This window comes from Streptomyces diastaticus subsp. diastaticus, from assembly GCF_011170125.1.
Classification (GTDB): domain Bacteria; phylum Actinomycetota; class Actinomycetes; order Streptomycetales; family Streptomycetaceae; genus Streptomyces; species Streptomyces diastaticus.
Window position 1 is genome coordinate 260,702 of record NZ_BLLN01000001.1, and the last position, 23,973, is coordinate 284,674.

20 protein-coding genes are annotated in these 23,973 nt (G+C 74.8%); 7 read left to right on the forward strand and 13 right to left on the reverse strand.

What is annotated here, in order from left to right:
- Positions 1 to 576 precede the first annotated feature (576 nt).
- The 4 genes from Sdia_RS01150 to Sdia_RS01165 all read right to left on the reverse strand — a co-directional run bounded on the left by Sdia_RS01150 (position 577) and on the right by Sdia_RS01165 (position 4,938).
- Positions 577 to 1,617, reverse strand: coding sequence for a BMP family lipoprotein (locus Sdia_RS01150; RefSeq protein ID WP_100452482.1), 1,041 nt, complete (start codon positions 1,615 to 1,617; stop codon positions 577 to 579).
- Between the two features lie 333 nt (positions 1,618 to 1,950).
- Positions 1,951 to 2,970, reverse strand: coding sequence for a hypothetical protein (locus Sdia_RS01155; protein ID WP_100453303.1), 1,020 nt, complete (start codon positions 2,968 to 2,970; stop codon positions 1,951 to 1,953).
- 26 nt (positions 2,971 to 2,996) lie between these two features.
- Entirely contained in the window at positions 2,997 to 3,653 is a 657-nt protein-coding gene (locus tag Sdia_RS01160; protein WP_185393031.1) for a hypothetical protein, read from the reverse strand.
- A gap of 337 nt (positions 3,654 to 3,990) precedes the next feature.
- The gene (locus Sdia_RS01165; RefSeq protein WP_185393032.1) at positions 3,991 to 4,938 is read right to left on the reverse strand and encodes a DUF389 domain-containing protein; all 948 of its coding nucleotides are present in this window, start codon (positions 4,936 to 4,938) and stop codon (positions 3,991 to 3,993) included.
- A gap of 444 nt (positions 4,939 to 5,382) precedes the next feature.
- Between Sdia_RS01165 and Sdia_RS29855 the strand changes: the two genes are divergently transcribed.
- Positions 5,383 to 5,514, forward strand: coding sequence for a hypothetical protein (locus tag Sdia_RS29855; RefSeq protein WP_258057174.1), 132 nt, complete (start codon positions 5,383 to 5,385; stop codon positions 5,512 to 5,514).
- Positions 5,515 to 5,646: 132 nt separating this feature from the next.
- On the opposite strand, the gene Sdia_RS01170 is transcribed toward Sdia_RS29855, so the two are convergent.
- The 5 genes from Sdia_RS01170 to Sdia_RS01190 all read right to left on the reverse strand — a co-directional run bounded on the left by Sdia_RS01170 (position 5,647) and on the right by Sdia_RS01190 (position 12,070).
- Complete coding sequence (locus Sdia_RS01170) at positions 5,647 to 6,918, reverse strand: amidohydrolase (RefSeq protein ID WP_185393747.1); 1,272 nt, start codon at positions 6,916 to 6,918, stop codon at positions 5,647 to 5,649.
- 318 nt (positions 6,919 to 7,236) lie between these two features.
- Entirely contained in the window at positions 7,237 to 8,385 is a 1,149-nt protein-coding gene (locus Sdia_RS01175) for a hypothetical protein (RefSeq protein WP_100452478.1), read from the reverse strand.
- Complete coding sequence (locus tag Sdia_RS01180) at positions 8,366 to 9,310, reverse strand: N-acetylneuraminate synthase family protein (RefSeq protein WP_100452477.1); 945 nt, start codon at positions 9,308 to 9,310, stop codon at positions 8,366 to 8,368. Before Sdia_RS01180 ends, Sdia_RS01175 begins: the two co-directional genes overlap by 20 nt.
- Before the next feature lie 67 nt (positions 9,311 to 9,377).
- A complete protein-coding gene (locus Sdia_RS01185) occupies positions 9,378 to 10,625 on the reverse strand; it encodes an acylneuraminate cytidylyltransferase (protein ID WP_189500471.1) in 1,248 nt (415 codons plus the stop codon).
- Between the two features lie 50 nt (positions 10,626 to 10,675).
- The gene (locus Sdia_RS01190; protein ID WP_100452475.1) at positions 10,676 to 12,070 is read right to left on the reverse strand and encodes a DUF6716 putative glycosyltransferase; all 1,395 of its coding nucleotides are present in this window, start codon (positions 12,068 to 12,070) and stop codon (positions 10,676 to 10,678) included.
- Between the two features lie 198 nt (positions 12,071 to 12,268).
- Here Sdia_RS01190 and Sdia_RS01195 point away from each other — a divergent pair, with 198 nt between their 5' ends.
- Both Sdia_RS01195 and Sdia_RS01200 read left to right on the forward strand, forming a co-directional pair.
- Positions 12,269 to 13,294, forward strand: a complete 1,026-nt coding sequence (locus Sdia_RS01195) for a glycosyltransferase family 2 protein (protein WP_115069793.1) — start codon at positions 12,269 to 12,271, stop codon at positions 13,292 to 13,294.
- Positions 13,291 to 14,718, forward strand: a complete 1,428-nt coding sequence (locus Sdia_RS01200) for a polysialyltransferase family glycosyltransferase (RefSeq protein WP_100452473.1) — start codon at positions 13,291 to 13,293, stop codon at positions 14,716 to 14,718. Before Sdia_RS01195 ends, Sdia_RS01200 begins: the two co-directional genes overlap by 4 nt.
- A gap of 12 nt (positions 14,719 to 14,730) precedes the next feature.
- Here Sdia_RS01200 and leuE read toward each other — a convergent pair whose 3' ends face one another.
- Positions 14,731 to 15,387: a leucine efflux protein LeuE gene (gene leuE, locus Sdia_RS01205; protein ID WP_100452472.1), complete on the reverse strand. Its 657-nt coding sequence runs from the start codon at positions 15,385 to 15,387 to the stop codon at positions 14,731 to 14,733.
- A 204-nt stretch (positions 15,388 to 15,591) separates the two neighbouring features.
- On the opposite strand from leuE, the gene Sdia_RS01210 reads away from it, so the two are divergent.
- Positions 15,592 to 16,500 (forward strand): L,D-transpeptidase family protein, encoded by a 909-nt coding sequence (locus Sdia_RS01210; RefSeq protein ID WP_100452471.1) that lies wholly within the window; start codon positions 15,592 to 15,594, stop codon positions 16,498 to 16,500.
- A 934-nt stretch (positions 16,501 to 17,434) separates the two neighbouring features.
- Here Sdia_RS01210 and Sdia_RS01215 read toward each other — a convergent pair.
- Positions 17,435 to 18,430: a hypothetical protein gene (locus Sdia_RS01215; protein ID WP_229831577.1), complete on the reverse strand. Its 996-nt coding sequence runs from the start codon at positions 18,428 to 18,430 to the stop codon at positions 17,435 to 17,437.
- A complete protein-coding gene (locus Sdia_RS01220) occupies positions 18,430 to 19,095 on the reverse strand; it encodes an RNA polymerase sigma factor (RefSeq protein WP_100452470.1) in 666 nt (221 codons plus the stop codon). The genes Sdia_RS01215 and Sdia_RS01220 overlap by 1 nt, the downstream gene beginning before the upstream one ends.
- Before the next feature lie 668 nt (positions 19,096 to 19,763).
- Between Sdia_RS01220 and Sdia_RS01225 the strand changes: the two genes are divergently transcribed.
- From Sdia_RS01225 to Sdia_RS01235, 3 genes are all read left to right on the forward strand, one after another.
- Complete coding sequence (locus Sdia_RS01225; RefSeq protein WP_100452469.1) at positions 19,764 to 20,774, forward strand: winged helix-turn-helix domain-containing protein; 1,011 nt, start codon at positions 19,764 to 19,766, stop codon at positions 20,772 to 20,774.
- Between the two features lie 333 nt (positions 20,775 to 21,107).
- Complete coding sequence (locus Sdia_RS01230) at positions 21,108 to 22,097, forward strand: alpha/beta hydrolase (protein WP_272948332.1); 990 nt, start codon at positions 21,108 to 21,110, stop codon at positions 22,095 to 22,097.
- A gap of 46 nt (positions 22,098 to 22,143) precedes the next feature.
- On the forward strand, positions 22,144 to 23,271 hold the full coding sequence (locus tag Sdia_RS01235) for a DUF4185 domain-containing protein (RefSeq protein WP_185393033.1): 1,128 nt from the start codon (positions 22,144 to 22,146) through the stop codon (positions 23,269 to 23,271).
- Positions 23,272 to 23,292: 21 nt separating this feature from the next.
- On the opposite strand, the gene Sdia_RS01240 is transcribed toward Sdia_RS01235, so the two are convergent.
- Positions 23,293 to 23,799, reverse strand: a complete 507-nt coding sequence (locus Sdia_RS01240) for a hypothetical protein (RefSeq protein WP_100452466.1) — start codon at positions 23,797 to 23,799, stop codon at positions 23,293 to 23,295.
- Positions 23,800 to 23,973 lie beyond the last annotated feature (174 nt).

Here is a 23,973-nt window from a genome sequence, read left to right on the forward strand (position 1 = left end):
CGGAGCCGGACTCGCCGGTGGGAGGCTCGCCCTGGGGGGCGCTGGCGGCTTTGATGACGCGCTCCTGGCTGACTGGAGGGTGGTGGCTGGGTGCGGCCCCGGACTCGCCCTTCCTCGCCGTCCGGGCGGCGGGTGCGGGCGGGCCCGCGAGACGCGGGCGGTACGGCTGACGGGCCGTACGAAGACTCGGTGCACCGGGGGGCGGTGCGCAAGGGGGGGTGTCCGTCGGGTCCCGTGCGGGGGCCCTGGGGTGTACGCGGGGACGGAGCGGGCTCACACGGAACGGACCCGGGGCTGCCGTGGGGCGCGCCCCGGGTCCGGGCCGTCGCGGGCCGGTTGGGGGCCGACCCCTGGGTCCGGCCGCCGAGGGTGTGACCGTGCCCGGGTCCGGTCAAGGGACCCGGGGTGGTCCGGCTGCCGCGCCCGGTCTCCAGGAGTGGGGGCTGTGCGGGGGTCGGCTGGGGGTGGACGTCGCGCCGCCCGTCCGGCGGACCGGTGGGGCGGGCGGCGCGACGGCCGCCGCGGGCTCGGCCCGCGGGCGGCGATCGGTCCGCTGCGGACGGGCCCTCGCGGGGCTCAGCCCTTGTAGGTGTCGGTGACCTTGATCGAGCCGTCCGAGATCTTCTTCTGGGTCTCTTCGATCTTCGGCTTGATGTCGTCGATGAAGCCGCCGGAGTAGGACAGGCTCACGCCACCCTGCTCCAGCGTGAAGGACTGGACGCCGGTGAGCTTCTTGCCGTCCTCGACGGACTTCACGAAGTCGTAGACCGCGACGTCGACGTTCTTGACGGCCGAGGTCAGGATCGAGTCCTTGTACGGGGCGAGGGGCTCGGAGTTGTACTGGTCGCCGTCGACACCGATCGACCAGGTGCCCTTCTTCTTGGCGGTGGCCTCGATCGCGCCCGAGCCGGAGGCGCCGGCGGCGGAGTAGATCACGTCGATGTCGCGGGCGAGCATGCCCTCGGCGATCTCCTTGCCACGGTCGGGCTGGCCGAACCCGGCGGTGTCGTTGCCCTCCTTGACCCACTGGACGTCCAGCTTGGCCTTGGGGTTGGTGTCCTTGACGCCCTGCTGGAAGCCGCCCGCGAACTTCTTGATCAGCACGGAGTCGGTACCGCCGATGAAGCCGATGTGGTCGGTCTTCGACTTCAGCGCGGCGGCCACGCCGGCCAGGTAGGACGCCTCGTGCTCGTTGAAGACCAGGCTGGTCACGTTGTCGAGGTCGACCACGGAGTCGACGATGGCGAAGTCGACGTCCTTGTACTTCTTGGCCGCCTTGGTCACCGAGGGGGCGTAGGCGAAGCCGACCGCGATGACCGGGTTGTAGCCGGCGTCGGCGAGGTCCGCGAGGTGCTGGTAGCGGTCGGCCTCGGTCTCGCCGGTCTTCGCGGTGATCTCCTTGCCGCCGAGCTTCAGCTCCTTCTTGGCCTTGTCGTAGCCCTTGGCGGCGGAGTCGTTGAACGAGTGGTCGCCACGGCCGCCCTCGTCGTAGGCGAGGCCGATGCCCTTGTTCTCGCCCGAGGACGCCTCGGTTGAGGACTCGCCACACGCGGTGGCGGTGAACGCGAGAGACGCGGTTGCTATGCCCGCGGTGAGAATCCTGGTTACCCGGCGCACGAGGGTTTCCTTCCACTGACCCGAGAGCGCCGGCTCCCGGCGCTGGTTTCGCCGCATCGTAACGCGCGTAGATGTCGGGGAAAGCCCCCTTCCGCAGCCGTTATCGATTCGACGCGAACCGGCCACGTCCGGTGGACGTACGACGGGTTGACGCAGGGCGTCGGATCGGTGGCGGGCGGTGGCGACGAGACCGTTTCCGGGGCGTCGCGCGCGGGCGCCGGGCGGCCCCGGGCGGGCAGGCGCCGGGTCCGGCCGCAGGGACCGCCGACGAAGCGGCGGGGCCGCGCCGGGAGGGCTCCCCCGGACGCGGCCCCGTCCCCTGCCGGTTCAGGTTCACCGGTTGATCGACTGGATCTCCTCGACGGTGACCGCCTGTTCGGCGCCGTAGGTTCCCTCGGGCAGGTCGCCGCCCGTGCCGCCGCTGCCGGTCCAGGCGATCTCCCAGGTGACGGTGGCCTGGAGGGGGAAGGTCCCGCCGCCGGAGGAGCGCAGGTACTTCAGGCCGCACGCGGGCGTCCGGTCGGCCTTGCCCTTGGCGTACGGCTCGCCGATCGAACCGTCCTCGTTGATCGCGCACTCCCCGGAGGCGGGGTAGGTCTGGGCGTCCTCGGTGCCCGGCTCCAGCTTGAGGGAGACCGGCTTGGCGGTGGTGGTCGCCTGGATGTCGGTGCCCCCGGCGTTGAGCGAGGCGGTGACCGAGACCTGCTTGAAGGTGGCCTTGTCGAGCCAGGCCCAGGTCGGCAGGTTGACCTTGGTCGCCACCTCGGGTGCGAGCGCGACCTCGGTGCCGGGGACCTTGAGCCGGCTGTAGGCGAGTTGGGCGAGGATGTCCGGGGTGATGGCGTTCTCCACCTCGGGGATCTCGCCGTTGTCGGCCCAGAAGTCCGGCCCCTCGCAGGCGAAGGCGGCCGGGTCGCCCGCCTCGGCCCGCGCCTCGTCGCGGACCATGGTCCACCACATGCCCTCGCCGGCCTTGTCCTTGTTGAAGTCCTCGTAGGGCTTGCCGTTGATGTAGCGGTCCTGGCCCTGCGCGTACGCCTCACCGGCACCGCTGAAGTGGGGGACGTCCCACTTCCGCCGGAACTCCTTCTCGAACTCCTCAGGGCTCCACTTCGGCTCGAACCAGCACGCGGGCGGGGTCCAGTCCCCGGTCGGCGCGACGGGTCCCGCACCTCCTCCGGAACCGTTCTTCGACTCGTCGTACGTGACGACGCTCGCGTAGATGCTGCCGTCGCCGCCCGTGCCGCCGGACGGCGTGGCGGAGGACGACTCCGTCGACCCGCTCGACCCCCTGCTTCCGCCCGCCCACGCGGTCTGAGGCAGGAGCGACAGCGCGAGAGCCGCTGTCAGGATGGGCCAGACTCTGCCGGCCCGCTGGATCACTGACACTGCGAAGCCCCCCTCTTCGAGTACACGTCGGTGGTCTGCCAGACGCCCTTGTCGTTCTTCGCCAACTTGGTGGTGTAGAAGACGAGGGAGTCCACCGGGTTCTCGACCTCGCCGGAGGTCTTGCCCGTCTTGAGGTCCTTGTTGTACGCCTTGGACTCGTCGGAGCAGTAGGAGAGGACCGCCTTGTCCTTCTTCTTGCCCTCGACGGTGACCTTCCGGTCGTAGTAGCGGACGGTGCCGGTCCAGGTGATCCCGTCGTCGTAGAAGCCCTGCACCCAGACGGCGGCGCCCCGCGCGGCCTCGCCGGTGTTGTAGAACCCGAAGGCGGGGCGTTCCAGGGAACGCGTGTGGATGGCCTCGTCCAGGGAGTTGACGCGCCCTTCGCCGTCGCGCAGGACCGCTTCCTCCACCGGGTCGCCGCTTCCGCCGCCCTCGAAGACGTTCCGCATGTCCTTCGGCAGCTTGACGGTGGGCCGCTCGGCTTCGGGCGAGGAGTTCGCGTCCGCGGCGGCGCTCGTCTCTGCGCCGCCTCCGGCCCCCGCGATCCTGTCGTCCTCGCCGGACTTGTCCTCCCCGCCGCAGGCGGTCAGCAGCAGCACGGCCGACGCCGCGAGCGCGGCGGCGGGCATCAAGCGGCGGTTCACCATGGACTCCCCGTGAGACAAACGTTCCTTCTGAGGAACTGACGCTACCGGCGCCCGTGTTGGTTTCGCCATAGCGAGCCGGTGTGAAGCGGCACGCCACGAGGTGGCAGGGGGCGGGGCGCGGTCGCGGGGCGCGGCGCGCGGGAGGTTCCCTCACATCGTGCGCGGCGTCCGCGGTGCCATGGTGGCCGGTGCGTGCTCTCGGCGTGCCGGACGAAGGTGCTCGTGGCGGAGCTGCTCGGGCCTTCGACCGGTAGGCGGTGAACGTGGGCGCCGGGTGCCGTGGGCACCGTGGGTGCCGTGGGGGATGTGGGCGCCGTGAGGGATGTGGAGACACCCGCTACCGCTTCGGCGCGGTTGCCCCGTTCCTCTTGCGCAGCCGCCACAGCCACTTCTGGGCCAGCAGGGTCAGGATGCCCGCGGCGGCGATGGCGACGAGGTTGAGGAGGAGTTGTTCGCTGGAGGCGAGGGTCTGGGTGTAGTTGCCGTAGGAGAGGGCCACGGCGGCGTTGGCGGCGGCCGGGATGGTGGTGACCGAGATGGCGACGCCGACCAGTGCGCCGGATTTGGCCGAGGTGAGGGAGAGGGTGCCGGCGATCCCGGCGAGGATGCCGACGATCAGGGAGAACACGTCGGGCGAGACGATGAACTCGGTGGTCGGGCGGCGGCCGGTCAGCTGACTCTCGTGGAAGAGCCCTGCCGCGTCCATGCCGAGGCTGAACAGCACGGTCAACGCGATGGCCGCGGCGAAGCCGACGAGCAGACAGATGAGGCAGCGCAGTACGAGCCGTCGGCGCCGTTCCACGACGGCCACCGAGACGCCCGCCAGCGGGCCGAAGTCCGGCCCGATGGCCATGGCGCCGACGATCAGCACGGCGTTGTCGAGGACCACACCGCAGGCGGCGAGCGTGGTGGCGAGGGTCATGAACGCCAGGTAGGTGACGGAGAGCGTCGACTCCTCGTGGATGGTCTCGGCGAGCTGGTCCCACAGGACGGCGTCGGCGCTGTCCCCCGGCGCCTCCTCCTCGGCACGGTCGGCGCCGTACGAGACCGTCAGGTCGATGTTCTCGACGGAGATCGAGCCGAAGGAGTCGACACCCAGCTCGCGCAGCGCGTGCACCACGTCGTCGCCGGTCTCACGGGCGACGTCGCAGAGGACCACGTCGCCCTCCGGCTCACGGGCCGCCCCGGGCAGCACGATGAGGTTGTACGTCCCGGCGACCTCGCGCAACGTGGTGACGACGTCCTCGGCGCGCTCGCTCGGAGTGATGATCCGCAAGTGCAGCATGACGGCAGGTTAGGACGGGGCCGGTGGTGAGAGCCCGGCATCCGCTCGCCGGGGCTCGCGTGTCCCGCGGAGCACACGCTCCTCCGGCACCGGGCCGGTCGCCGGGCGGCGGTCCACGCCGATCGCGGTGAGAGCCGGCTCGTGGGTACCGTGCCGGCGGGCGCAGCGGGCGGGGCCGCCCTCGTGACGGGAGGCGCCGCTGCTCATGGCCGGCGCCTCGCGAGACCACGGCACCCGTCCGCCAACCGGCCCGGAAGGGGCTTCGGGCGTGGGCCCGGCCCCGGTTCGCGGCGTCGTCCGGGGGCACACGCGCAGAAGGGGAGCGGAGCCACGCGGCGGGGAGGAACCCCGGGCGACCGCCAGGCTCCCGCCCTTCCCCCCGCCTCCGCGCCACCGCCCGCGCCCGCGTGCGGCCCGTGCGACGGGAGGCACCGAGGAGATGCCATGCACACGCTCGACGCAGTGGACACCCTGGCTCAGCGGACCGGGGAGAACGTTCCCCCGTGGCTGACCGTCCTGGTCCTGGCGGGCTGCCTGGTGATGGTGGTCGTCCTGCTCAGGCGCCGTGAGGAGTGACCCGGAGAAGTGACCCGCACCGGATCGCAGCGGGGAACCCGCGGCCCCCGGCAGCCGCGCCACCCATCCCGCCCCGCCACCCACTCACCCGAGCACGCCGTCGCGGCCGGAGGCCGGGGCGGCCTCCTGTGCTCAGCCCCGCTCTTCCGCGTCGAGCAGGGCCGCCGCCGTGAACATCTCCACGCCCACCCGGATCGCCTCCTCGTCGACGTCGAAGTCGCCCCGGTGGAGGTCGCGGGAGACCGGGTCGCCGGGGCGGCGGACGCCGAGGCGGGCCATGGCGCCGGGAACGTGTTCGAGGTACCAGGAGAAGTCCTCGCCGCCGAGGCTCTGCTCGGTCCCCTCGACCGACTGGGCGCCGCGGCGGACGGCCATGGCCTGGTGGAGGAGTTCGGCGGCGGCGGGGTCGTTGACGACCGGCGGGACGCCGCGGATGTAGGTGATCTCGGGCTTGGCGCCGTACAGGGCGGCGATCTCGTCGATGGCGGCGTGGACCAGGTCGGGAGCCAGCCGCCAGGCGTCGAGGTCGAGGCAGCGCACGGTGCCGGAGAGTTCCGCGTGCTGGGGGATGACGTTGGGGGCGTGGCCGGAGTCGATCCGCCCCCAGGTGACGGCGAGGCCGGAGCGGGCGTCGACGCGGCGGGCGACCAGCGCGGGCACGTCGGTGACGACCTTGGCGGCGGCGGTGACCAGGTCGGTGGTGAGGTGCGGGCGGGCGGTGTGGCCGCCGGGGCCGTCGAGGGCGATCTCCAGCCGGTCGCAGGCGGAGGTGATGGGGCCGACGCGCAGGCCGACGCGGCCCGCGTCGACCTTGGGGTCGCAGTGGACGGCGAGGATGCGGCCGACGCCGTCCAGGACGCCGTCCTCGACGGCGTCGGCGGCCCCGCCGGGCAGCACCTCCTCGGCGGGCTGGAAGAGCAGCCGCACCGGGTGCGGCAGCTTGCCCTCACGGTCGAGGGCGGCGAGCACCAGCCCGGCACCGAGGACGGTGGTGGTGTGCACGTCGTGGCCGCAGGCGTGGGCGCGGTCCGGGACCGTGGAGCGGTACGGGGCGTCCGCCTTGGTGTCCGGGATGGGCAGCGCGTCGATGTCGGCGCGCAGCGCCAGCATGCCGCGCTCGTCGCCGTCGGCGCGGGTGCCGATGTCGCAGATGAGCCCGGTGCCGGAGTCGAGGACGCGGGGCTGGAGACCGGCCTGTTCCAGCCGGGTCTTGATGGCCAGCGTCGTCCGGAATTCCTGGTTGCCGAGCTCCGGGTGCATGTGCAGGTCACGCCGGAAGGCGATGAGCTCGGCACAGAGGCGGTCGGGGAGCGTCCCGGCGATCTCCGTGGCGGCCGGTACGGCGTCGGCGGCCAGGTCGCGGGTGGGCTCGGCAGGGGCAGGGGCACCGGGTTCGCGGGACATCAGTCGGTTCACCTTGGCAAGGTTAGGCCGCCGAGGGAGCCAACTCACCATCGATCAACAAAACTTCAGCCGGAAAGACGCAAGAAAAACCGGCTCCGGACGCTTACCGCACGGACACGGAGGGTATGAAGTTTGCTTTTGCCCGGCGTTCACCTGCGGTGATGGCGTTCTGTTCAAGCCATGGGGAGCGGGGGCGGCCGGGCCGGATCGCGTGGGCGTCCGTCTCACCTGGTGGGCACCCGTGCGGCGGAACGGCCCGGCTGCCGGGCCGTCGCGGCGTCCCCGGGCCGGGCCGCCGGCTCCCGGATCGTGGGCTCCTCAGGGGTTCGAGGGCAGGGAGGTGAGCCGGTGCGCCGCTCGGGCGCTGCTGGTCACCCCCGCGAGGAACCCCTGGGCGCGCGGTGAGGCGTGCCCGGTCAGCCAGTCCGGGTCGATGTCCAGGACCGCGATCCGCACCCCGGTGCCGGCCAGCGCCAGGGGCAGGGTGTGCACCACGGTCGAGGGGAAGCTGAGCAGGGTGCGGCCGGTGGGGCCGCGCCGCGCTGTCAGCTCCAGCGGCAGGTCGGGGCGGACCACCTCCAGGCCGGTGCCGTCGGTGAGGTGGCGCAGTTTGGCGGCGCTCTCCCGGCGGTGCGCGAAGTAGCGGGTGACGCCGTGCGCCCGGACCAGGGCGTGCACGGCCTCGCGGTAGCGGGCCTCGTCGACGACACCGGTCTCCACCAGCGAGGTCCCGACCAGGTCCGCGCCACCGGTCAGCCGCGGCGGGCCGAAGCGGGCCCGCGTCCAGGCGAGCGTGTTGCGGGTGAGGGTGAGCCCCTCGGGCGCCGCGTCCACCGGCATCGCCGAGAACACCTCGATCCGCGGGTGCCCCCCGCCGGGGGTGAGGCGGCGCCGGGCGGCCGCGGATACGGGGGCGAGCAGCAGCTCGCGGGGACCGCGGCGGCCGCCGCGCCGGTGCCAGCGGACCAGGCGCTCGCCGCGGGCCAGCTGGGCGAGGAACTCCACGGTGGCCGTCCCGTCGTCCACCACGACCAGGTCGCGGGCGCGGCTGAGGGCGAGCAGGAGCTGCACGTAACGGGAGAACGGGTCGCCTATGACGACCCGGCCGGCCGTCCGCAGCCGGGGCGCGAGGCCCCGGACGGTGGCCAGCGGCGCGGCCGCCCCGCCCCTGGCCTCCTCCCACCGGACCTCGATCCCCTCGCCCCGGGCCAGCTCGGCCATGCGGCGGAGCTGGCCCCGGGACATCGGGTCGAGCGGCGAGAGGACGACCAGGGTGAGGCGTTCCTTCGGCTGACCCGAGGCGTGGGCCCACTCCAGGACGTTGAGGAGCTGGACGGGACTCTCCACGAAGGCCAGCGCCTCGCCCTCGCCCCGGGCGCGCCGGGCGGGCCCGCCGTACGCGGGTCCCGGCGCGGGCGGCTCGGCCCCCGGCTGCCCGGGGCGGGGGTCAGACGGCGGCGGGCTCACGGCCGGCCTCGGCCTGGGCCTCGGCGACGACGCCGGGGACGCGGCGGAGCTTCTTCATGGGGCCCAGCTCCGACTCGTAGACCTGCTTGACGCCGTCGCCGAGGGACTCCTCGATGGTGCGGATGTCGCGGACCAGGCGGGCCAGGCCCTGCGGCTCGACGGAGGCGGCCTGGTCGGAGCCCCACATGGCGCGGTCGAGGGTGATGTGGCGCTCGACGAAGGCGGCGCCGAGGGCGACGGCGGCCAGCGTGGTCTGGAGCCCGGTCTCGTGGCCGGAGTAGCCGATCGGGACGTTGGGGTACTCGGCCTGGAGGGTGTGGATGACCCGGAGGTTCAGCTCCTCGGCCTTGGCCGGGTAGGTGGACGTGGCGTGGCAGAGCAGGATGTTGTCGCTGCCGAGGACCTCGACCGCGTGCCGGATCTGGCGCGGGGTGGACATGCCGGTGGAGAGGATGACGGTGCGGCCGGTGGCGCGCAGGGCGCGCAGCAGTTCGTCGTCGGTGAGGGAGGCGGAGGCCACCTTGTGGGCGGGCACGTCGAACTTCTCCAGGAAGGCGACGGCCTCGGTGTCCCACGGGGAGGCGAACCAGTCGATGCCGCGCTTCCTGCAGTAGGCGTCGATGGCGCGGTACTCGTCCTCGCCGAACTCCACGCGGTGGCGGTAGTCGATGTAGGTCATGCGGCCCCAGGGGGTGTCGCGCTCGATGTCCCACTGGTCGCGCGGGGTGCAGATCTCCGGGGTGCGCTTCTGGAACTTGACCGCGTCGCAGCCGGCGTCGGCGGCGGCGTCGATGAGGGCGAGGGCGTTCTCCAGGTCGCCGTTGTGGTTGATGCCGATCTCGCCGGTGACGTAGACGGGCTGGCCGGGGCCGGCGGTGCGGGTGCCGAGGGTGCGCAGGCGCGGGTTGGTGCTCTGGTCGCTCATGGGGTGGTTCCTCACGTGATGGGTCCGGTGTACGGGGTCGGTGCGGTGGTCGGGGGTGTGAGCCGGGTCAGGGCCGGGTGGTGGCGTGGCCGGGGTCCGTAGGGCGCGGGCTCCGCAGGTCGGGGCCCAGCAGCCAGGAGGCGATCTCCCGGACGGCGCCCCGGCCGCCGGGGGCGGTGGTGACCGCGCGGGCGGCGCGGCGTACCGGTTCGTGGGCGCCGGCGACGGCGACGGGCCAGCCGGCCAGGGCGAAGCAGGGCAGGTCGTTGGCGTCGTTGCCCGCGTACAGGACGCGGGCGGGGTCGACGCCCTGCTCGTCGCACCACTGCTTGAGCGCCTCGTCCTTGCGGTCGACGCCGTGCAGGACGGGGATGCGCAGCTTGCGGGCGCGGGCGGTGACCACCGGGTTCTGCTCGGTGGACAGGATGAGCAGCGGGATGCCGGCGTCGCGCAGGGCGGCGATACCGAGGCCGTCGCCGCGGTGGACGCTGACGCGCTCGCGGCCCTCGGCGTCGATCTGCACGGTGTCGTCGGTCTGGGTGCCGTCGAAGTCGAGGACGACCGCGTCGACGTCGCCGGGCCCGGGGCGGCTGCCGCAGGGTGCCTCGTTTCCGTCGAGGAGCGGCGCGAGGGCGCGGGCCCGGGCGAGCTCGTGCGGGTCGTCGATCTCCAGGACGCGTGCGGGGTCGGTGCGGACCAGCGCGGTGCGGCCGAAGAAGCGGTGGCGTACGGCGCGGAAGCCGTCGGCGCGCATCGCGTAGGCGGCGCCGGTCTCCAGCAGGTCCTCGGGCCGGTCCTGGCGGCGGGGCCGGTGGGCGGCGTCGTGGTTGACGCCGTGGCCGCTGCTGGGGGTGGCGCCGGTGGCCAGGTCCCGCCAGAGGAAGCCGTGGAAGGGCGCGGCGGTGACGGCGGTGTCGGCGCCCTCCAGGACGGCCGAGGTGACGCCGTCGACGTCGTCGGCGGTGAGGAAGGGGCTGGTGCACTGCACGAGGAGGACCACGTCGGCGAGGCGGCCGTGCCGGGCCTCGTCGGCGTCCAGCGCGTGCAGCACGGCGGCCTCGCTGGTGGCGGTGTCGCCGGAGAGCGGCGCGGGCCGGTCCACCACCGTGGCCCCGGCGGCGCGGGCGGCCTCGGCGATGGCCGGGTCGTCCGTGGAGACCAGCACCTCGCTGACGAGGCGGGCGGAGCGGCAGGCGCGCACGGCACGGGCGACCAGCGGCACGCCGCCGACCTCGGCGAGGTTCTTGGCCGGGACGCCCTTGGAGCCGCCCCGGGCGGGGATGACGGCGAGGACGCGGGGGGCGGGGTCGCGCATGGCGTCTCCTTGTGCTGTCGGGCTTGGGGGGCGGGGGGCGCCGGTGCCGGTCACAGGCGGCCCAGGCGGCGGACGAGGGGGGCGACGTTCTGCACGCCGTGCCGGTAGGCGGCGCGGGCGGCACCGCGCACGGCGTCGTTGACGGCGGTGCGGGCCCGGCCGCGCAGCCCCTGGGCGGGGGCCGGGTCGAGGGCACCGGGCAGCGGTGTGCCGTCGGGCGCCAGGTGGTGGCGGGCGAGCAGGCCGGGCAGGTAGCCGGGGGCGGTGCGCGGCGTGTAGTACGGCGTGATCGGCGGCAGTTCCCTCGCCTCGGCCCGTGCCAGCAGGGCCGCGGTGCGGGCGCGGGCGGTGTCGAAGGCGGTGGCGTAGGCGGTGCCGGGGGCGACGCCGTTGCGGTCCTGCCAGGCGGGGTCGGCGGCCGGGGCGTGGCCCTCGTCGAGCCGGTCGAAGGAGGTGAGGCAGCCGGAGCCGGTGAAGTGGTGGTTGCCGAGCGCCTCGCGCACCCCGAGGTCGGTGAGGACGGCGGTGGGGATCGACCGGTGCAGGGACTCCAGGGCCGCCGTGGAGCTGATGGTGACCAGCAGGTCGGTGCGGTCCAGGACCTCGCCCATGTTGCCGTGGACGAGGCGGAGGTTCTCCGGCAGCGGCCCCCGGTCGCGGGCGAGCCGCTGGTAGGGGATCTCCTCCAGGTGCGTGGTGTGCTCGCCGGGCTTGGACCGCAGCTTCAGCAGCACCTCGCGCTCGGGGTGGGCGCGGGCGTGGCCGATGAGCCGGTCCAGCAGGTACGCGCGGTCGGCGCGGCCGGCGGGCACCGAGGGCTGGGCGGCGAAGACCACCGTGTACGGGCGGTCGGCGGGGCCGGCCGGGCGGTGCGGAGCTCCGCCGAGGAAGGGCAGCGCGGCCTCGGTGACCGCGTCGGCCCCGGCGCCGACGCCCGCGTAGACGGCACGGAAGCGTGCGGCGTCGACGGCGGAGTTGGCGAGGACCAGGTCGGCGCCGTGGCGCAGGAGCAGGCCGTCGGCGAGCTTCTCGTAGACGACGCCGACGTAGCCGGTCACGACGACCGGGCGCACGCCGTGGTCGTGGCCGAGGCGGGCGAGGCCGTGCAGGGCCGCCTGGACGGCGCCACCGACGAGGGCGAGGACGACCAGGTCGTAGGGGGCGTCGGCGGCCTGCTCGGGCCCCGCGCCGGGTGCCGTGGCGGTGTGGCGGCGCCGCAGCTCGGCGAGGAAGCCCGCGAGGGAGACCTCGGCGAGGGCGTCGGGGCGCAGGCCGACCTCGGCGAGCTGGCGCTCGGTGGGGGTGGCCCGGCCGCGCAGCAGGTAGCCGTCGGTGGCGGCGCCCTCGGGGGCGAGCCGCCCGGCGGTCAGAGCACCCCATTTCCAGCGGGTGTCGGAATCCGCGAGAACGGCGATGCGCGGGGTTCGGTGATTGCTTGCTGGCACGTCGCCGACGTTAGGAAGGGTCGGCGCCGAAGGGCCCAACGGGACGGCAACAAAGGGTTAACAGCGCACCGACGAAAGGAATTGCGCGGCGGGGAGCGGAATTCGGCGAGGGGGTTAACAAGGTGTGCGCCCGGCGTTCACCCGGCGTACGCGCGGGCGTCGCGAAGCGGCCCTGGGGCGCCCTCTAGCGTCGATCCCGTGGTCAAGCTCTCCGTCATCGTGCCGTTCTACAACGTGCGGCAATTCGCGCCCGACACTCTGCGCAGCCTGAAGGCGAACGCGCGGGAAGACGTCGAATTCCTCCTGGTCGACGACTGTTCGTCGGACGGCACCCGGGACCTGCTGGAACGGGCCGCCGAGGAGGTGCCCGGCGCCGTGCTGCTCCCGCACGAGTCCAACGGCGGCCTCGCGACGGCCCGCAACACCGGCCTGGACGCGGCCCGCGGCACCTACCTGACGTTCCTGGACGGGGACGACTGGTACGCCCCCGGCCACTGCGGCCGACTCCTGGCCGCGGCCGAGAGACTGGGGACGGACTTCGTCCGCGTCGACCACGTCCAGGTGACGGGGAGGGCCCGCCAGATCCACCGGATGCCGCACGGCCGCCGCGAGGTGCCGCTGCGCCCCGTGGACGCGATCCTGCCCGCAGACCGCTCCACCTCGGTCGACTACCCGTACGCCTGGGCCGGGATCTACCACCGGCGGCTGCTCGACTCCGGGGTGCTGCGCTTCCGCGACGGCCTGCGGACCGCCGAGGACCGGCCGTGGATCTGGCGGTTGCACCGGGAGGCCGAGTCCTTCGCGGTGACCAGCCTCCACGGCGTCTTCTACCGGCGCGGCGTCTCCTCCTCCCTCACCCAGATCGGCGATGTCCGCCAGCTCGACTTCCTGCGCGCCTTCGACCAGGTCGTCGAGGAGACGTCCACGCACGAACGGGCGGCGGAACTCCTGCCGAAAGCCGTTCGCACCTATTGCGCCGTGATGGCGCACCACCTGGAATCCATCGAAAGGTTCGAACCCGCCGTGGCCCGGACTCTGCGCGCCGAGAGCGCGGCGGCCCTGCGGCGGCTGCCGCAGGACATCCTCCGCGCCACCCTGACGGCCCTCGGCCCCGAGCGGGCCGCCCGGCTCCGCCGCGTCCGGCGCGGCCAGGCCCTCACCCGGTCCGCGGCCCCCACGGCCGCCCTTCCCGCCACCCGCGTCCACGAGGAGGCGGCCCGATGAGCACCGCGCCCGCACACCCCGCCGTCCGCACCGGCTCCACCCAGTTGTTCTTCGCCGCCACCCAGTACGCGGCGGCGACCGTGGTGGCCGCGATCCGCGCCGGGCTCTTCGGCCCGCGCGCCGGGCACCGGCGCGTGCTGGTGGTCAGCGACACCTCGGCGGTCCCCGAGGTGGGCACACCGCTCGACGCGATGCCCGGATTCGCCGTGCTGGGCGGCGAGTTCGACGCCGTGCACTCCTGGAACGCCTTCATCCGCCCGTTCCACCCGGCCGGCTGGTCCCCGCGCGAGCAGGACTGCCCGCTGTGGGAGCGCGCGGTCCGCGAGGCGTGGCAGCTCGGCGACGGCCCGCTGGAGCTGGCCTGCGAATCGCTCCAGGCCAACCCCTCCCAGGCGGTGGTCCGGATCTTCTCCGACGCCCCCGTCCACCTCTACGCCGACGGCCTGATGAGCTACGGCCCCACCCGCTCCAAGCTCGACCCGCTGATCGGCACCCGGGTGGCCCGCCTGCTCCACCTCGATCTCGTCCCGGGCCTGCGGCCGCTGCTGCTCGGCGAGTTCGGCGTCGAGCCGGAGGTGGTCCCCACCGAGGAGTTCGTCAAGGTCCTCGGCGAACTGGCCACCGACCCGGCCTCGGTACGCGCCGCCGAGGCGGCCGGAGCGGCCGGCGACGCCTCACCCGCGCTGCTGCTCGGCCAGTACCTCTCGGCGATCGAGGTGCTCACCCCGGCCGAGGAGGAGCTGCTCCACCTGCGGCTGCTGCGCGGCGCCGCCGCGCTCGGCCACCGGGACGTCGTCTTCAAGCCCCATCCCTCCGCGCCCGCCGGGTGGACCCGGACGCTGCGGGAGGAGGCCGACCGGCTCGGGGTGCGTTTCGGGGTGCTGGACGAGCCGGTCCTCGCCGAGGTCGTCTTCCAGCGGCTGCGCCCGGCGCTGGTGGCCGGCTGCTTCTCCACGGCCCTGCTGACCGCCGCCACCTGCTACGGCCTGCCCGTCGCCCGCACCGGCACCGACCTGCTCCTGGAGCGCCTCACCCCCTACCAGAACAGCAACAGGGTGCCCGTGACCCTGGTCGACGCGCTGCTGCCGCCGCTGGAGGACGGCACGGCCGTCGCCGCCTGGCGGGCGCCGGGGACGGACGGGGCGGCCCTGCCGGAGGGGCTGGCCGACCTGGTGGCCGCCGTCGGGTTCGCGATGCAGCCCGCCCTCAACCCCCAGCTCCGCCCGGTCGCCGAACGCCACCTGGCGGTGCTGCGGCAGGGCCCGTCCCTCACCCGCTACTTCAAGCGCCGCCGCCTCACCGCGCTGGCGCTGCCCGGCGGGGTCCCTGACCGGCTCGCCTTCGTGCCGCGCAACCGGGCCGTGCGTGGACTGGCCCGGCGGGCACGGCGGCTGGCGCCCCGGCTGCTGAAGGCGGCGGGGTGAGGGCGGCGCCGCTCAGACGCCGCTGAGGGAGAGTTTCACCGCGAAGCCGAGGAAGAGCGCCCCGGCCGCCGTCGTCGCCCCCGCCGACAGGCTCCGGCGGCTGCGGAAGGCGGCGGCCAGCCGGTGGCCGGCGAAGATCAGCAGGGAGAGGTAGGCGAAGCTGGCCAGTTGCAGCAGGGCGGCCAGGATCAGGAAGGAGAGCGCCGGATAGGCGTAGCCGGGGTCGACGAACTGGATGAAGAAGGACAGCATGAACAGGATGGCCTTCGGGTTGAGCAGGCTGGCCACCAGCGCCCTGCGGTACGGGCGTTCACGGCCGGACTCGGCCGGGGCCGCCTCGGGCCCGGGGCCCGTCCGCGCGCGCCGGTCGCGCCAGAGCTGCCAGGCGCTGCGGAGCATGCCGATCGCCATCCAGGTCAGGTAGGCGGCACCCGCGTACTTGATGACGGCGAAGACCAGCGGGTTGGCACGCAGCAACGAGGCCGCGCCGGCCGCCGCCAGCGTCATCAGCACCGCGTCACCGGTGAACACGCCTGCCGCCGCCGCGTATCCCGTCCTCGGGCCGCGCCGGGCGGCGACGGAGAGGACGTAGAGGGAGTTCGGGCCGGGGAGCAGCACGATGACGGCGAGTCCGGCGAGGTAGGTCGGTAGGTCGGTGACACCCAGCATGAGCGGAGTTTCGCACGTCCGTGCGGCTTGGCACCTCTTGGTTCCACGAAGTGGAACAGACACCTCCGAATCGAGTTCGGGCCACCCCGCGCCCAGGAGGTTCCGCCGGCCGCGGGGCGGGGCATCCAGGGGCCAGGAGCGGGCACGCCCGCGCGCCCGCGGGGCCGCGGCCGACCCGCCGACGCCAAGGGGAGGGTGCACGTCATGCCCACAGGGCACGCAGGAAGAAGAGGAAGACCGGCGGCCGCCGCGGCGGTCGCGGCGCTGGCGCTGCTGGGGGCGGCGGGCTGCCGGGTGGACGCGGCCGCGGGGCCGGGACTGAGCCCGGCGCCACCACCGCCCGTACCGGCGACCGAGGACGCCCGCCCTCCGGCACCCGCCCCGTCGCCACCGGCGCCGAAGCCGACGCCCACCCCCACACCCACCACCGCGACGCCCGATCCTGTGCCGCCGCCCGCGCCGACGGTGACGGGACCCGCCGCCCCCGCCGTCCTCATGCGGCCCGGCCAGACCAGCGAGCAGGTCCGCGAACTCCAGGCGCGACTGGCCTCGCTCGGCCTCTTCGGCCGCTCCCCGACCGGTTTCTACGGCGACGTCACCAGCGGGGCCGTCTCCGCCTTCCAGCGCCGCGGCGCGCTGCCGGTGACCGGCACCACCGACGCCGTCACCTGGGACCGGCTGCGCGCGGGCACCTCCCGCCCCACCCAGGACGAACTGCACCCGCCGACCACTCTGCCGCTGGCCAAGCCCGACAAGCGCTGCCTGACCGGCCGGGTGCTCTGCATCAGCAAGCAGAGCCGCTCGCTGGCGTGGATGGTCGACGGCGAGGTGCGCTCGGCGATGGACGTGCGGTTCGGCTCGCAGTACACGCCGACCCGCGACGGCGCGTTCAAGGTCTACTGGAAGTCCCGCGACCACCACTCGACGCTCTACGACTCCCCCATGCCGTACGCCCTCTTCTTCAGCGGCGGCCAGGCGGTCCACTACTCGAAGGACTTCGCCACCCAGGGGTACGCGGGAGCCTCGCACGGCTGCGTCAACGTCCGGGACAAGAAGAAGGTCGCCGCCCTCTTCGACCAGGTCCGCGAGGGGGACCGCGTCATCGTCTACTGAGAGCCCCGGCGACCGGGAGAGGTGAGAGGCGCGGGCGGGACCGGGGGAACGTGTCCCGCCCGCGCCGACGGCACTGAGCCAAGAGGTACGGGGGGAACCCCGGCTCGTGCCACGCCGATGACCAGTCGGCTCACTTCCTACTGCGCCGTAGGCCCGCGAAGTGTCACACCCCCGTGTCACGGGCTCCGCCCGGACGCCGCCGAAGGGGGCGGAACCGGCCGCCCGGTGCCTGGGGCACCCCTGCGTGGCGCACCGGGGGCGGCACCGTGGGCCCGGCCCCTCCCGTACGTCCGACGGGCGGGCGCGTGGCCCCGGCCAACGCCGCCCGGGCCGGAGAAAGGGGCATGGCCGCGCTCGACGGCGCGCTCACGGCCGTACCCGAGGACAGCGCCACCGAGACCGCCGTACTCCTCCTCCGCCCACGCGCCGCCCCGGGGGGGCGTACGGGCGGGCGCCGAGCGCGGTGGCCCCGGCGGGTACCACCCGTCCCGGGCGGAGGACGGGGCTCGCCGCCCTCCACGACCCGCCCCGGCCCGGCCACGTGTACGGCGTCCTCGGCGGCTTCCCGCACGGCACCGCGACGCCCGGCTCGGCTAGGGGGGGGCACGCGGAGTCCCGCGCCCCGCCGGCGAGCCGCTTGGCAGAGCTCGTCGCCGGTGACGACACGGCCACCGCCACCGGGGCCGACGCGGACGGACGCCCACGCGGCGGGCGCCGCTCCCCTCCCCCGGGACGCGCTACGGCACCCGGCCGAGGGAACTGAGGCGCCGGCGGCCGGTTCCGGCAGCCCCGACCCCGTCACCCGCGCCGGCTGCTGACCGACCGCGCGATCGCCGGGGGCACGCCGGCAGCGGCCACGCGGCACTGATCGGGCCGTACCGCGACGCCCGGGCCGCCGACTCCTGACGGCGGCCCGGCCACCACCGCGCCCGGCTCACTCCCCGGACGGGACGGGAGAGGGTGTCCCGCTGTCCGTGGCCGACGGGCCGGGCTCGGCCTCCGCCCCGCCGTCCTCCTCCGGCGCCGCCCCGCCGTCCGCGTCCGCGTCGTCACCGGTCTCCGGCGCCGGGGCGAGGCCGAAATCCGGGCCGTCCCGGTCTCCGGAGCCCTCCCCGGCGCCGGGCAGCGGCACCGGCACGGTGGGCAGCCCCAGTTGGGGGTGTTGCCCGGGCAGGTCGAGGACACCCCGGCAGAACCGTTCGATCGCGCCGGGGCCGCCCTTGGCCAGCCGCTCCAGGCGGCGCCGGTGGTCGGCGTCCATCGTGCCGTCCTGGTAGGCGCGGCAGGCGGTCTCGGTGCGCTCCTCCCAGTCCCAGCCGCCGCCCGGCGTCGGCGTCCGGCCCGGGTGAGGTGACGATCCCTCCGGCGTGGGCGCCGTGGCCGGGGGCGCGCTGGTCCGCCCGTCGTCCGTCGGCTCTCCGGCCGGAGGACTCGCCTCCGAGGCGGTGGACGAGGGAGAGGCGGGACCGGACGGGTCCGGCTCCGGCTCGGGGGAGACCAGCACGTCCGGGGAGGAACTGTCGGCGGAGACGGAGGTGGCCGGGACCGGCGTGTCGGTACCGCGGAACGGCGAGGGCAGCACGCCGGCACCGGCGGCCACCGCCACCCCGCCGATCATGAACCCGCCCAGCGCGACGGCCAGCCCGAAGCGCACCGGCCGCCCCCATCGCGAGGGCGCCTGCGCGGGCCTGCCGAGCCGCACCACCCCCGCCACGGACTCCCCGCGGGCGCTGCGGAAGGCGGCGACGGCCTCCTCCTCGCGGGCGGCGGCCTCTTCGGCCGGGCCGGGCGCGGTGAGCGTCGCCAGCGCGGAACGCAGGGCGGCGGCCTCCGGCGGATCGGCGGGTGCGGCGGCGGGGCCGGAGTGCTCGCCGCGCAGCAAACGTTCGGTGGCGTCCTCGGTGGGCCACCCGTGGTGCTCGTCGGCCATCACATTTCTTCCTGCGTCCGCGGAGGTGTTCGCGTCACACTGACGGTTGTCGCCGTGGGCCGGCGCGGCGACCTCTGGGGCGGTACGGAGCCGGGCGTCTCCTCGGTCCTGCCGGTGCGGTCGGCGAGGAGTTCGGCGAGCCGCTTCAGACCCCGGTGGGCGGCGGTGCGTACGGCGCCGGGCCGCTTGCCCAGGGTGTGGGCGGCGCTCTTGGCGTCCAGGCCGACGACGACGCGGAGCACGACCGCCTCGGCCTGGTCCTGCGGGAGTTCCGCTATCAACGCGAGAGTCTCTCCCGTCGACAGCGCCTCCATCGCCTCACCGGCGGTGTCCGTCTCGGCGGCCCGGCCGGCCAGTTCACTCTCGTCGCCCCCTATCGCGGGGCGGCGGCCGCGCATACGGATGTGGTCGAGGGCCCGGTTGCGCGCGATCCGCGCCGCCCAGCCCCGGAACCGGTCGGCGTCACCGCTGAACCGGTCGAGGTCGCGCGCGATCTGCAACCACGCCTCGGACGCCACGTCCTCGGCGTCGGCCTCCCCGACGAGTGTCCGCACGTATCCCAGCAGCCGCGGCTGCACGGCGCGGTACACAGTCCGGAAGGCGCTCTCGTCTCCGTCCTGCGCCGCGTGAACCGCGGCGGTCAGCTCCGCGTCGTCCCCCAGCACTCCCTCATCCTGCCCCACTAGTCGGCCGCGCCGTCACCGCCGGCCCGGCCGGGCCCCTCGGGGTGGCCGGCCCGCCCTGTGCGGTGTCCGTCATGTCCGGATGCGCGCCCGCGGCACGCCGGGCACCCCGGACACCGCACGGAACCGGCCGACAACTCCGGGATGCCGCCGCGCCGCGCGGACCAGCACGCTACGACCTGCGCGGCCCCGCCGTCCACGTCTGGCACAGCCCGCTGTCGGGGCGTCACACAGCGGGGTGTGACAGAAAACGCACCGGCGGCGCAGAACAGGAAGACGGGTCGCCCGCGACTCGCGTCGACGACGGCCGGGGTCACTCCTGTGGGGGGTGGCGACCCCGGCCGTCGTTCTGCGCCCGGCACCTCAGTGCGCGATCGGGGCTCACGAAGCTCCCGTCGGAAGGAGCTGAGCGAGCTGGTGGGGAGGGCGCCGGGAGCAGTCCCGTGCCGTGCCCGCCGGTCGCCCCCGACCGCCGGAGGGGCCCCGGCGAAGGCATCCACGCGTCCCCCCGGGCCGGGCGGCGAAGCCCGCCCCGGCCCCGCATACTCCCTCGCGTGGAGGGGTAGTGGCCCGTTCCCCGCCCGTCCTCGGGCGGCAGGCCGACGGCTGGGCCGTGTGCGCGGTGGCCCCCGCCTTCCGATGGAGCTTCCATGCTGCGTATCCACTTCACGCCGGAGGACCTGACGCGGGTCCGGGTGGCGCCGGGGCCGGACTTCCTGTGGGAGATCAGCAACAGCGTGCAGACCCTGCAACGGACCGACGGGGAGCGGGTCTTCGGCGCCTGGCGCCGCTGGGCGCGGCCCCGTCTCCCGGAGAGCCGCCGTCTGCTCTCCCCGCTTCTGCCGCCGTACGGCTACTCGCCGGACTTCCTCACCCCCACCGCCGGGGACCGCCCCACGCTGCGGGCCGCCGTCGACACCCTGCTCGGGACGCCCCCGCCCAGGCTGCGAGGGGAGTTGGCCCGACTGGCCGGGTCGGTGCGGCTGCCCGGCTGGGTGGCGGGGCTCGCGCGGGGCGACACGGAGACGCTGACGCGGCTGGGCGACGCCCTCCACGCGTACCAGGCGCGGGCGCTGCTCCCGCACTGGCGCCGGGTCCGCGCGGACGTCGAGGCCGACCGCGCGTTGCGGCTGCGGGACCTGATGGACGGCGGCACCGAGGCACTGCTGGCGGGGCTGGGTCCCGACACCCGCTGGCGGCCGCCGGTGCTGGAGGTCACCTACCCGGTCGACCAGTGCCTGCTTCTGAACGGGCGAGGGCTGGTGCTCCAGCCCTCGTTCTTCTGCTGGCCCGCCCCCACCACCCTGGCCGACGGCCGGCTGCCGCCCGTCCTGGTCCACCCCATCCGCCACACGGCCGACTGGGCCGGACCCCAGGCGCCCACCGCCGGCCGCGCGCCGCTCGGCCGCCTGCTGGGGCGGACCCGGGCGGAGTTGCTGCGGGCCGCCGGCCGTGGCTGCTCCACCGTGGAGGCGGCCCGGATGCTCCAGGTGACGCACCCGGCGGTGAGCCAGCACATGAACGTGCTGCGGGCGGCCGGGCTGATCACCACCGTGCGTGAGGCGGGCCGTTCCTTCCACGTCGCGACCGCCGAGGGCCGCGCCCTGCTGGCCCTGGAGGAACGCGCCGCGGACGCGCCGGACCACGGCACCCGGCCGTAAGCCCCCTCTTACACCCCTTGTGCCGGCCGTCGCCGCGCCCCCACGCTGTCCCCTGCCCGGCAGCACCGCACACCGGCCGGAGGGGCGCACGCCCTCCGCGCCGAGGTTTCCCGTACGGCCCCCTTCCCCCACAGGAGCCCTCATGCGCGGAAGACGTGTCCCCCGCACGGTCGTGCCCCTCGTGCCCGGCCCTCCCCGCCCTCCCGGCGCCGGCCGGTAGCCCCGCGTCCGCACCAGCACCACCCCGCCCGGGACCGTCCGTGTGCCCGGGCGCGGAGCGGCGCCGCCGCCGTGGCACACCGATCACGTTCCCGTACGCATCTGGAGGTCATGTTGAGCACCCACCGCCCCACCCGCAGAGGCGTCCTGAGGGCCGCCGCCGGGCTGACCACGATGACGGCGCTCGGCGCCGGAGGTGTCCTGGCGTCGGCGGGCGCCGCCCACGCGGCCGGTGACGGCTTCGGACTGCGGATCGTCGACCGCGACGAGAGCGACGGGCGCATGTGGTACTACCGCTTCGCCACCGACGCGATCGGCTGGAACCCCGGCGTCAACGTCCTCCTCCCGGACGGGTACCACACCGGCGGCCGCCGCTACCCGGTGCTGTACCTCTTCCACGGCGGCGGCCTGGACCAGGACTTCATCACCTTCGACAGAATGGGCATCCGCGACTGGACCGCCGGCAAGCCGGTCATCGTCGTGATGCCCGACGGCGGACACGCCGGCTGGTACTCCAACCCGGTCTCCTCGAACGCCGGGCCGCGCAACTGGGAGACCTTCCACATCTCGCAGCTGCTCCCCTGGATCGACGCCAACTTCCGCACCCACGCCGAGTACGACGGCCGGGCCGTCTCCGGCTTCTCGATGGGCGGCTTCGGCGCGCTGAAGTACGCCGCCAAGTACTACGGCCACTTCGCCTCGGTCAGCGCCCACTCCGGCCCGGCCAGCCTGCGCCGCGACGCCGGGCTCGTCACGCACTGGGCCAACCTCTCCTCGGCGGCGGCCGACCTCGCCGGCGGCACGGTCTACGGCGCGCCGCTGTGGGACGAGGCGCGGGTCAGCGCCGACAACCCGGTGGAGCGCGTCGAGAGCTACCGGAACAAGCGGGTCTTCCTGGTCGCGGGCACCAGTCCCGACCCGGTCAACTGGTTCGACACCGTCAACGAGACCCAGGTGCTCGCCGGGCAGCGGGAGTTCCGCTCCGTGCTGGGCGCGGCCGGCATCCCGCACGAGTGGCGCGAGGTCCCCGGCGGCCACTTCGTCCGGCCCGACCTCTTCCGCCAGGACCTGGACGGGATCATCGGCCGCCTCCGCAAGGCCTGAGACCACGTCACCGACCCCGCCCGCCTTCCTGCCCCGGGAGCCTGTCATGCACGGATCCACCCCGTTCCGCCCCGCCGCCCGTGCCGGCGGGCCTCCTGGGCAGGAGGGCCCCGGGCACCCGGACCGCCGGACGTTGCTGCGGGCGGCGGCGGGCGGCGGCCTCGCCCTGACCGGCCTCGCCGTCGCCGGTGCCCCGGGGGCCGGCGCCGCCGCGCGGGCCACCGGCGGGAAGGTGCGCGACCTGACCGGGCCCGCCGAGACCGGGCGCTTCGCCGCGCCCTGGACCGACCTCGGGATCCCGGCGCGGTGTCCGGACGGTTCGATGCTGCTGGTCTGCGGTGACACCTTCGACGGCGGGGGCGTCGGCGGGCCCGACTGGCGCTCACCGGTGGGGCTGCGCTCCTCCGGCGGCGACCCGGCCTCGCTCACCGTCGACGGCAGCGTGGGCGGCGGCCACGCCGTCGGCCTCGTCCCGGAGGGCCACGAGGGCGGCACCACCGCCATCCCCTCCGACGTCTTCACCGTCGGCCCGACGATGTACATGCACCTGATGCGCGGCGTCATCCACCGCACCCACCACTCGGACCTCTGGCGCTCCGACGACAACGGCGAGACCTGGCAGTACCTCTGCCAGTGGCCCGGCGACCAGTACGGAGGCCAGTTCCAGCAGAAGACCTACGCGGTCGCGGACGACGGCCACTGCTACGTCCTGTCCACCGTCTTCAACCGCGACGTCACCTCCGGCCTGCTGCTCCACCGGGTCCGCCAGGACGCGCTGGGCGCCCCCGCCGCGTACGAGCCGTGGGGGTACGCGGGCGGGGCCTGGGCCTGGGGCAACCCGCCGACCACGGTGACGGCCGCGCGCCGCTGGGGCGAGATCTGCTTCCGGGCGATGGGCGGCGGATACGCCCTGAGCTGGCTCAACATGGCCCCGCTCGACCTCCGGGCGCAGTTCTTCCCGCTGCCGACCTCCAACCTCTTCACCACGCCGGAGCGGACCACCATCGTCCCCACCGTGCCGGGCCGCGAGAGCGGCAACGCCGTGGCCGCCCCGTACGGCGGCTTCATCGTCCCCGGCTCCACCGTCGAGGACCTCCACCTCGCCGTCAGCCAGTGGTACGACGCCCGGAACTACCGGGTGATGCAGTACCGGATCACCGGCCTGACCGCCTGAGCGCCGCGCCCCGGCCCCGCCTCACATCGGCAGGATCCCCAGCCGGTCCAGGAAGCGGAAGAACAGCGGCTCGGCGAACGGGTCCGCCGGGGTGGTGAAGGTGTCCAGCAGTGGCCGGTACGCCGCCTCGCGCCCGGCCTCGGCGGCCCAGGCGACGGCCCGGTCGGCGGCGTCCGGCGGCTCCAGGAAGTAGTCCTCGACGGCGAGTCCGTCGGCGGCCAGCCGCTCGGCCATCGCGTCCCGGGCCAGGCAGGCCGTCCATCCGCCGCTGTGGGGCCCCGCCGCCTCGATGACGACGCAGGCGCTGTCCATGACATAACCGAAGAGGGCGGGGCTCCCGGCCTCCTCGGCCAGGGTGTTCATGCTGCCGAGGTCGGTGGGGCCGCCCTCGGTGGGGCACTCCCAGACCTGCCAGTCGTCGGGGCGGTGCTCCAGCAGGGTCAGCGCCGCGCCGACCGGCCTGAGGGCCGCCAGTGTGTCGAGCGGCGCGGCGCTCCTCGCCACGACGTAGTAACCCCAGTACCCCATAACCGTGCTCCCCCGCGCTCGTGTGCGTGACTCCACCGGCAGGGACGCCGCTCGGGGGCCCGAACGTTCCCGGCCTGGGGCCTGCGGCGACTTCAGCACATCCGGGGCCGGGAGCGCCACCGAATGCCCGCATCCGGACGCCGAGGGGGGATGCGGGCCGCACGGCGCGCCCGG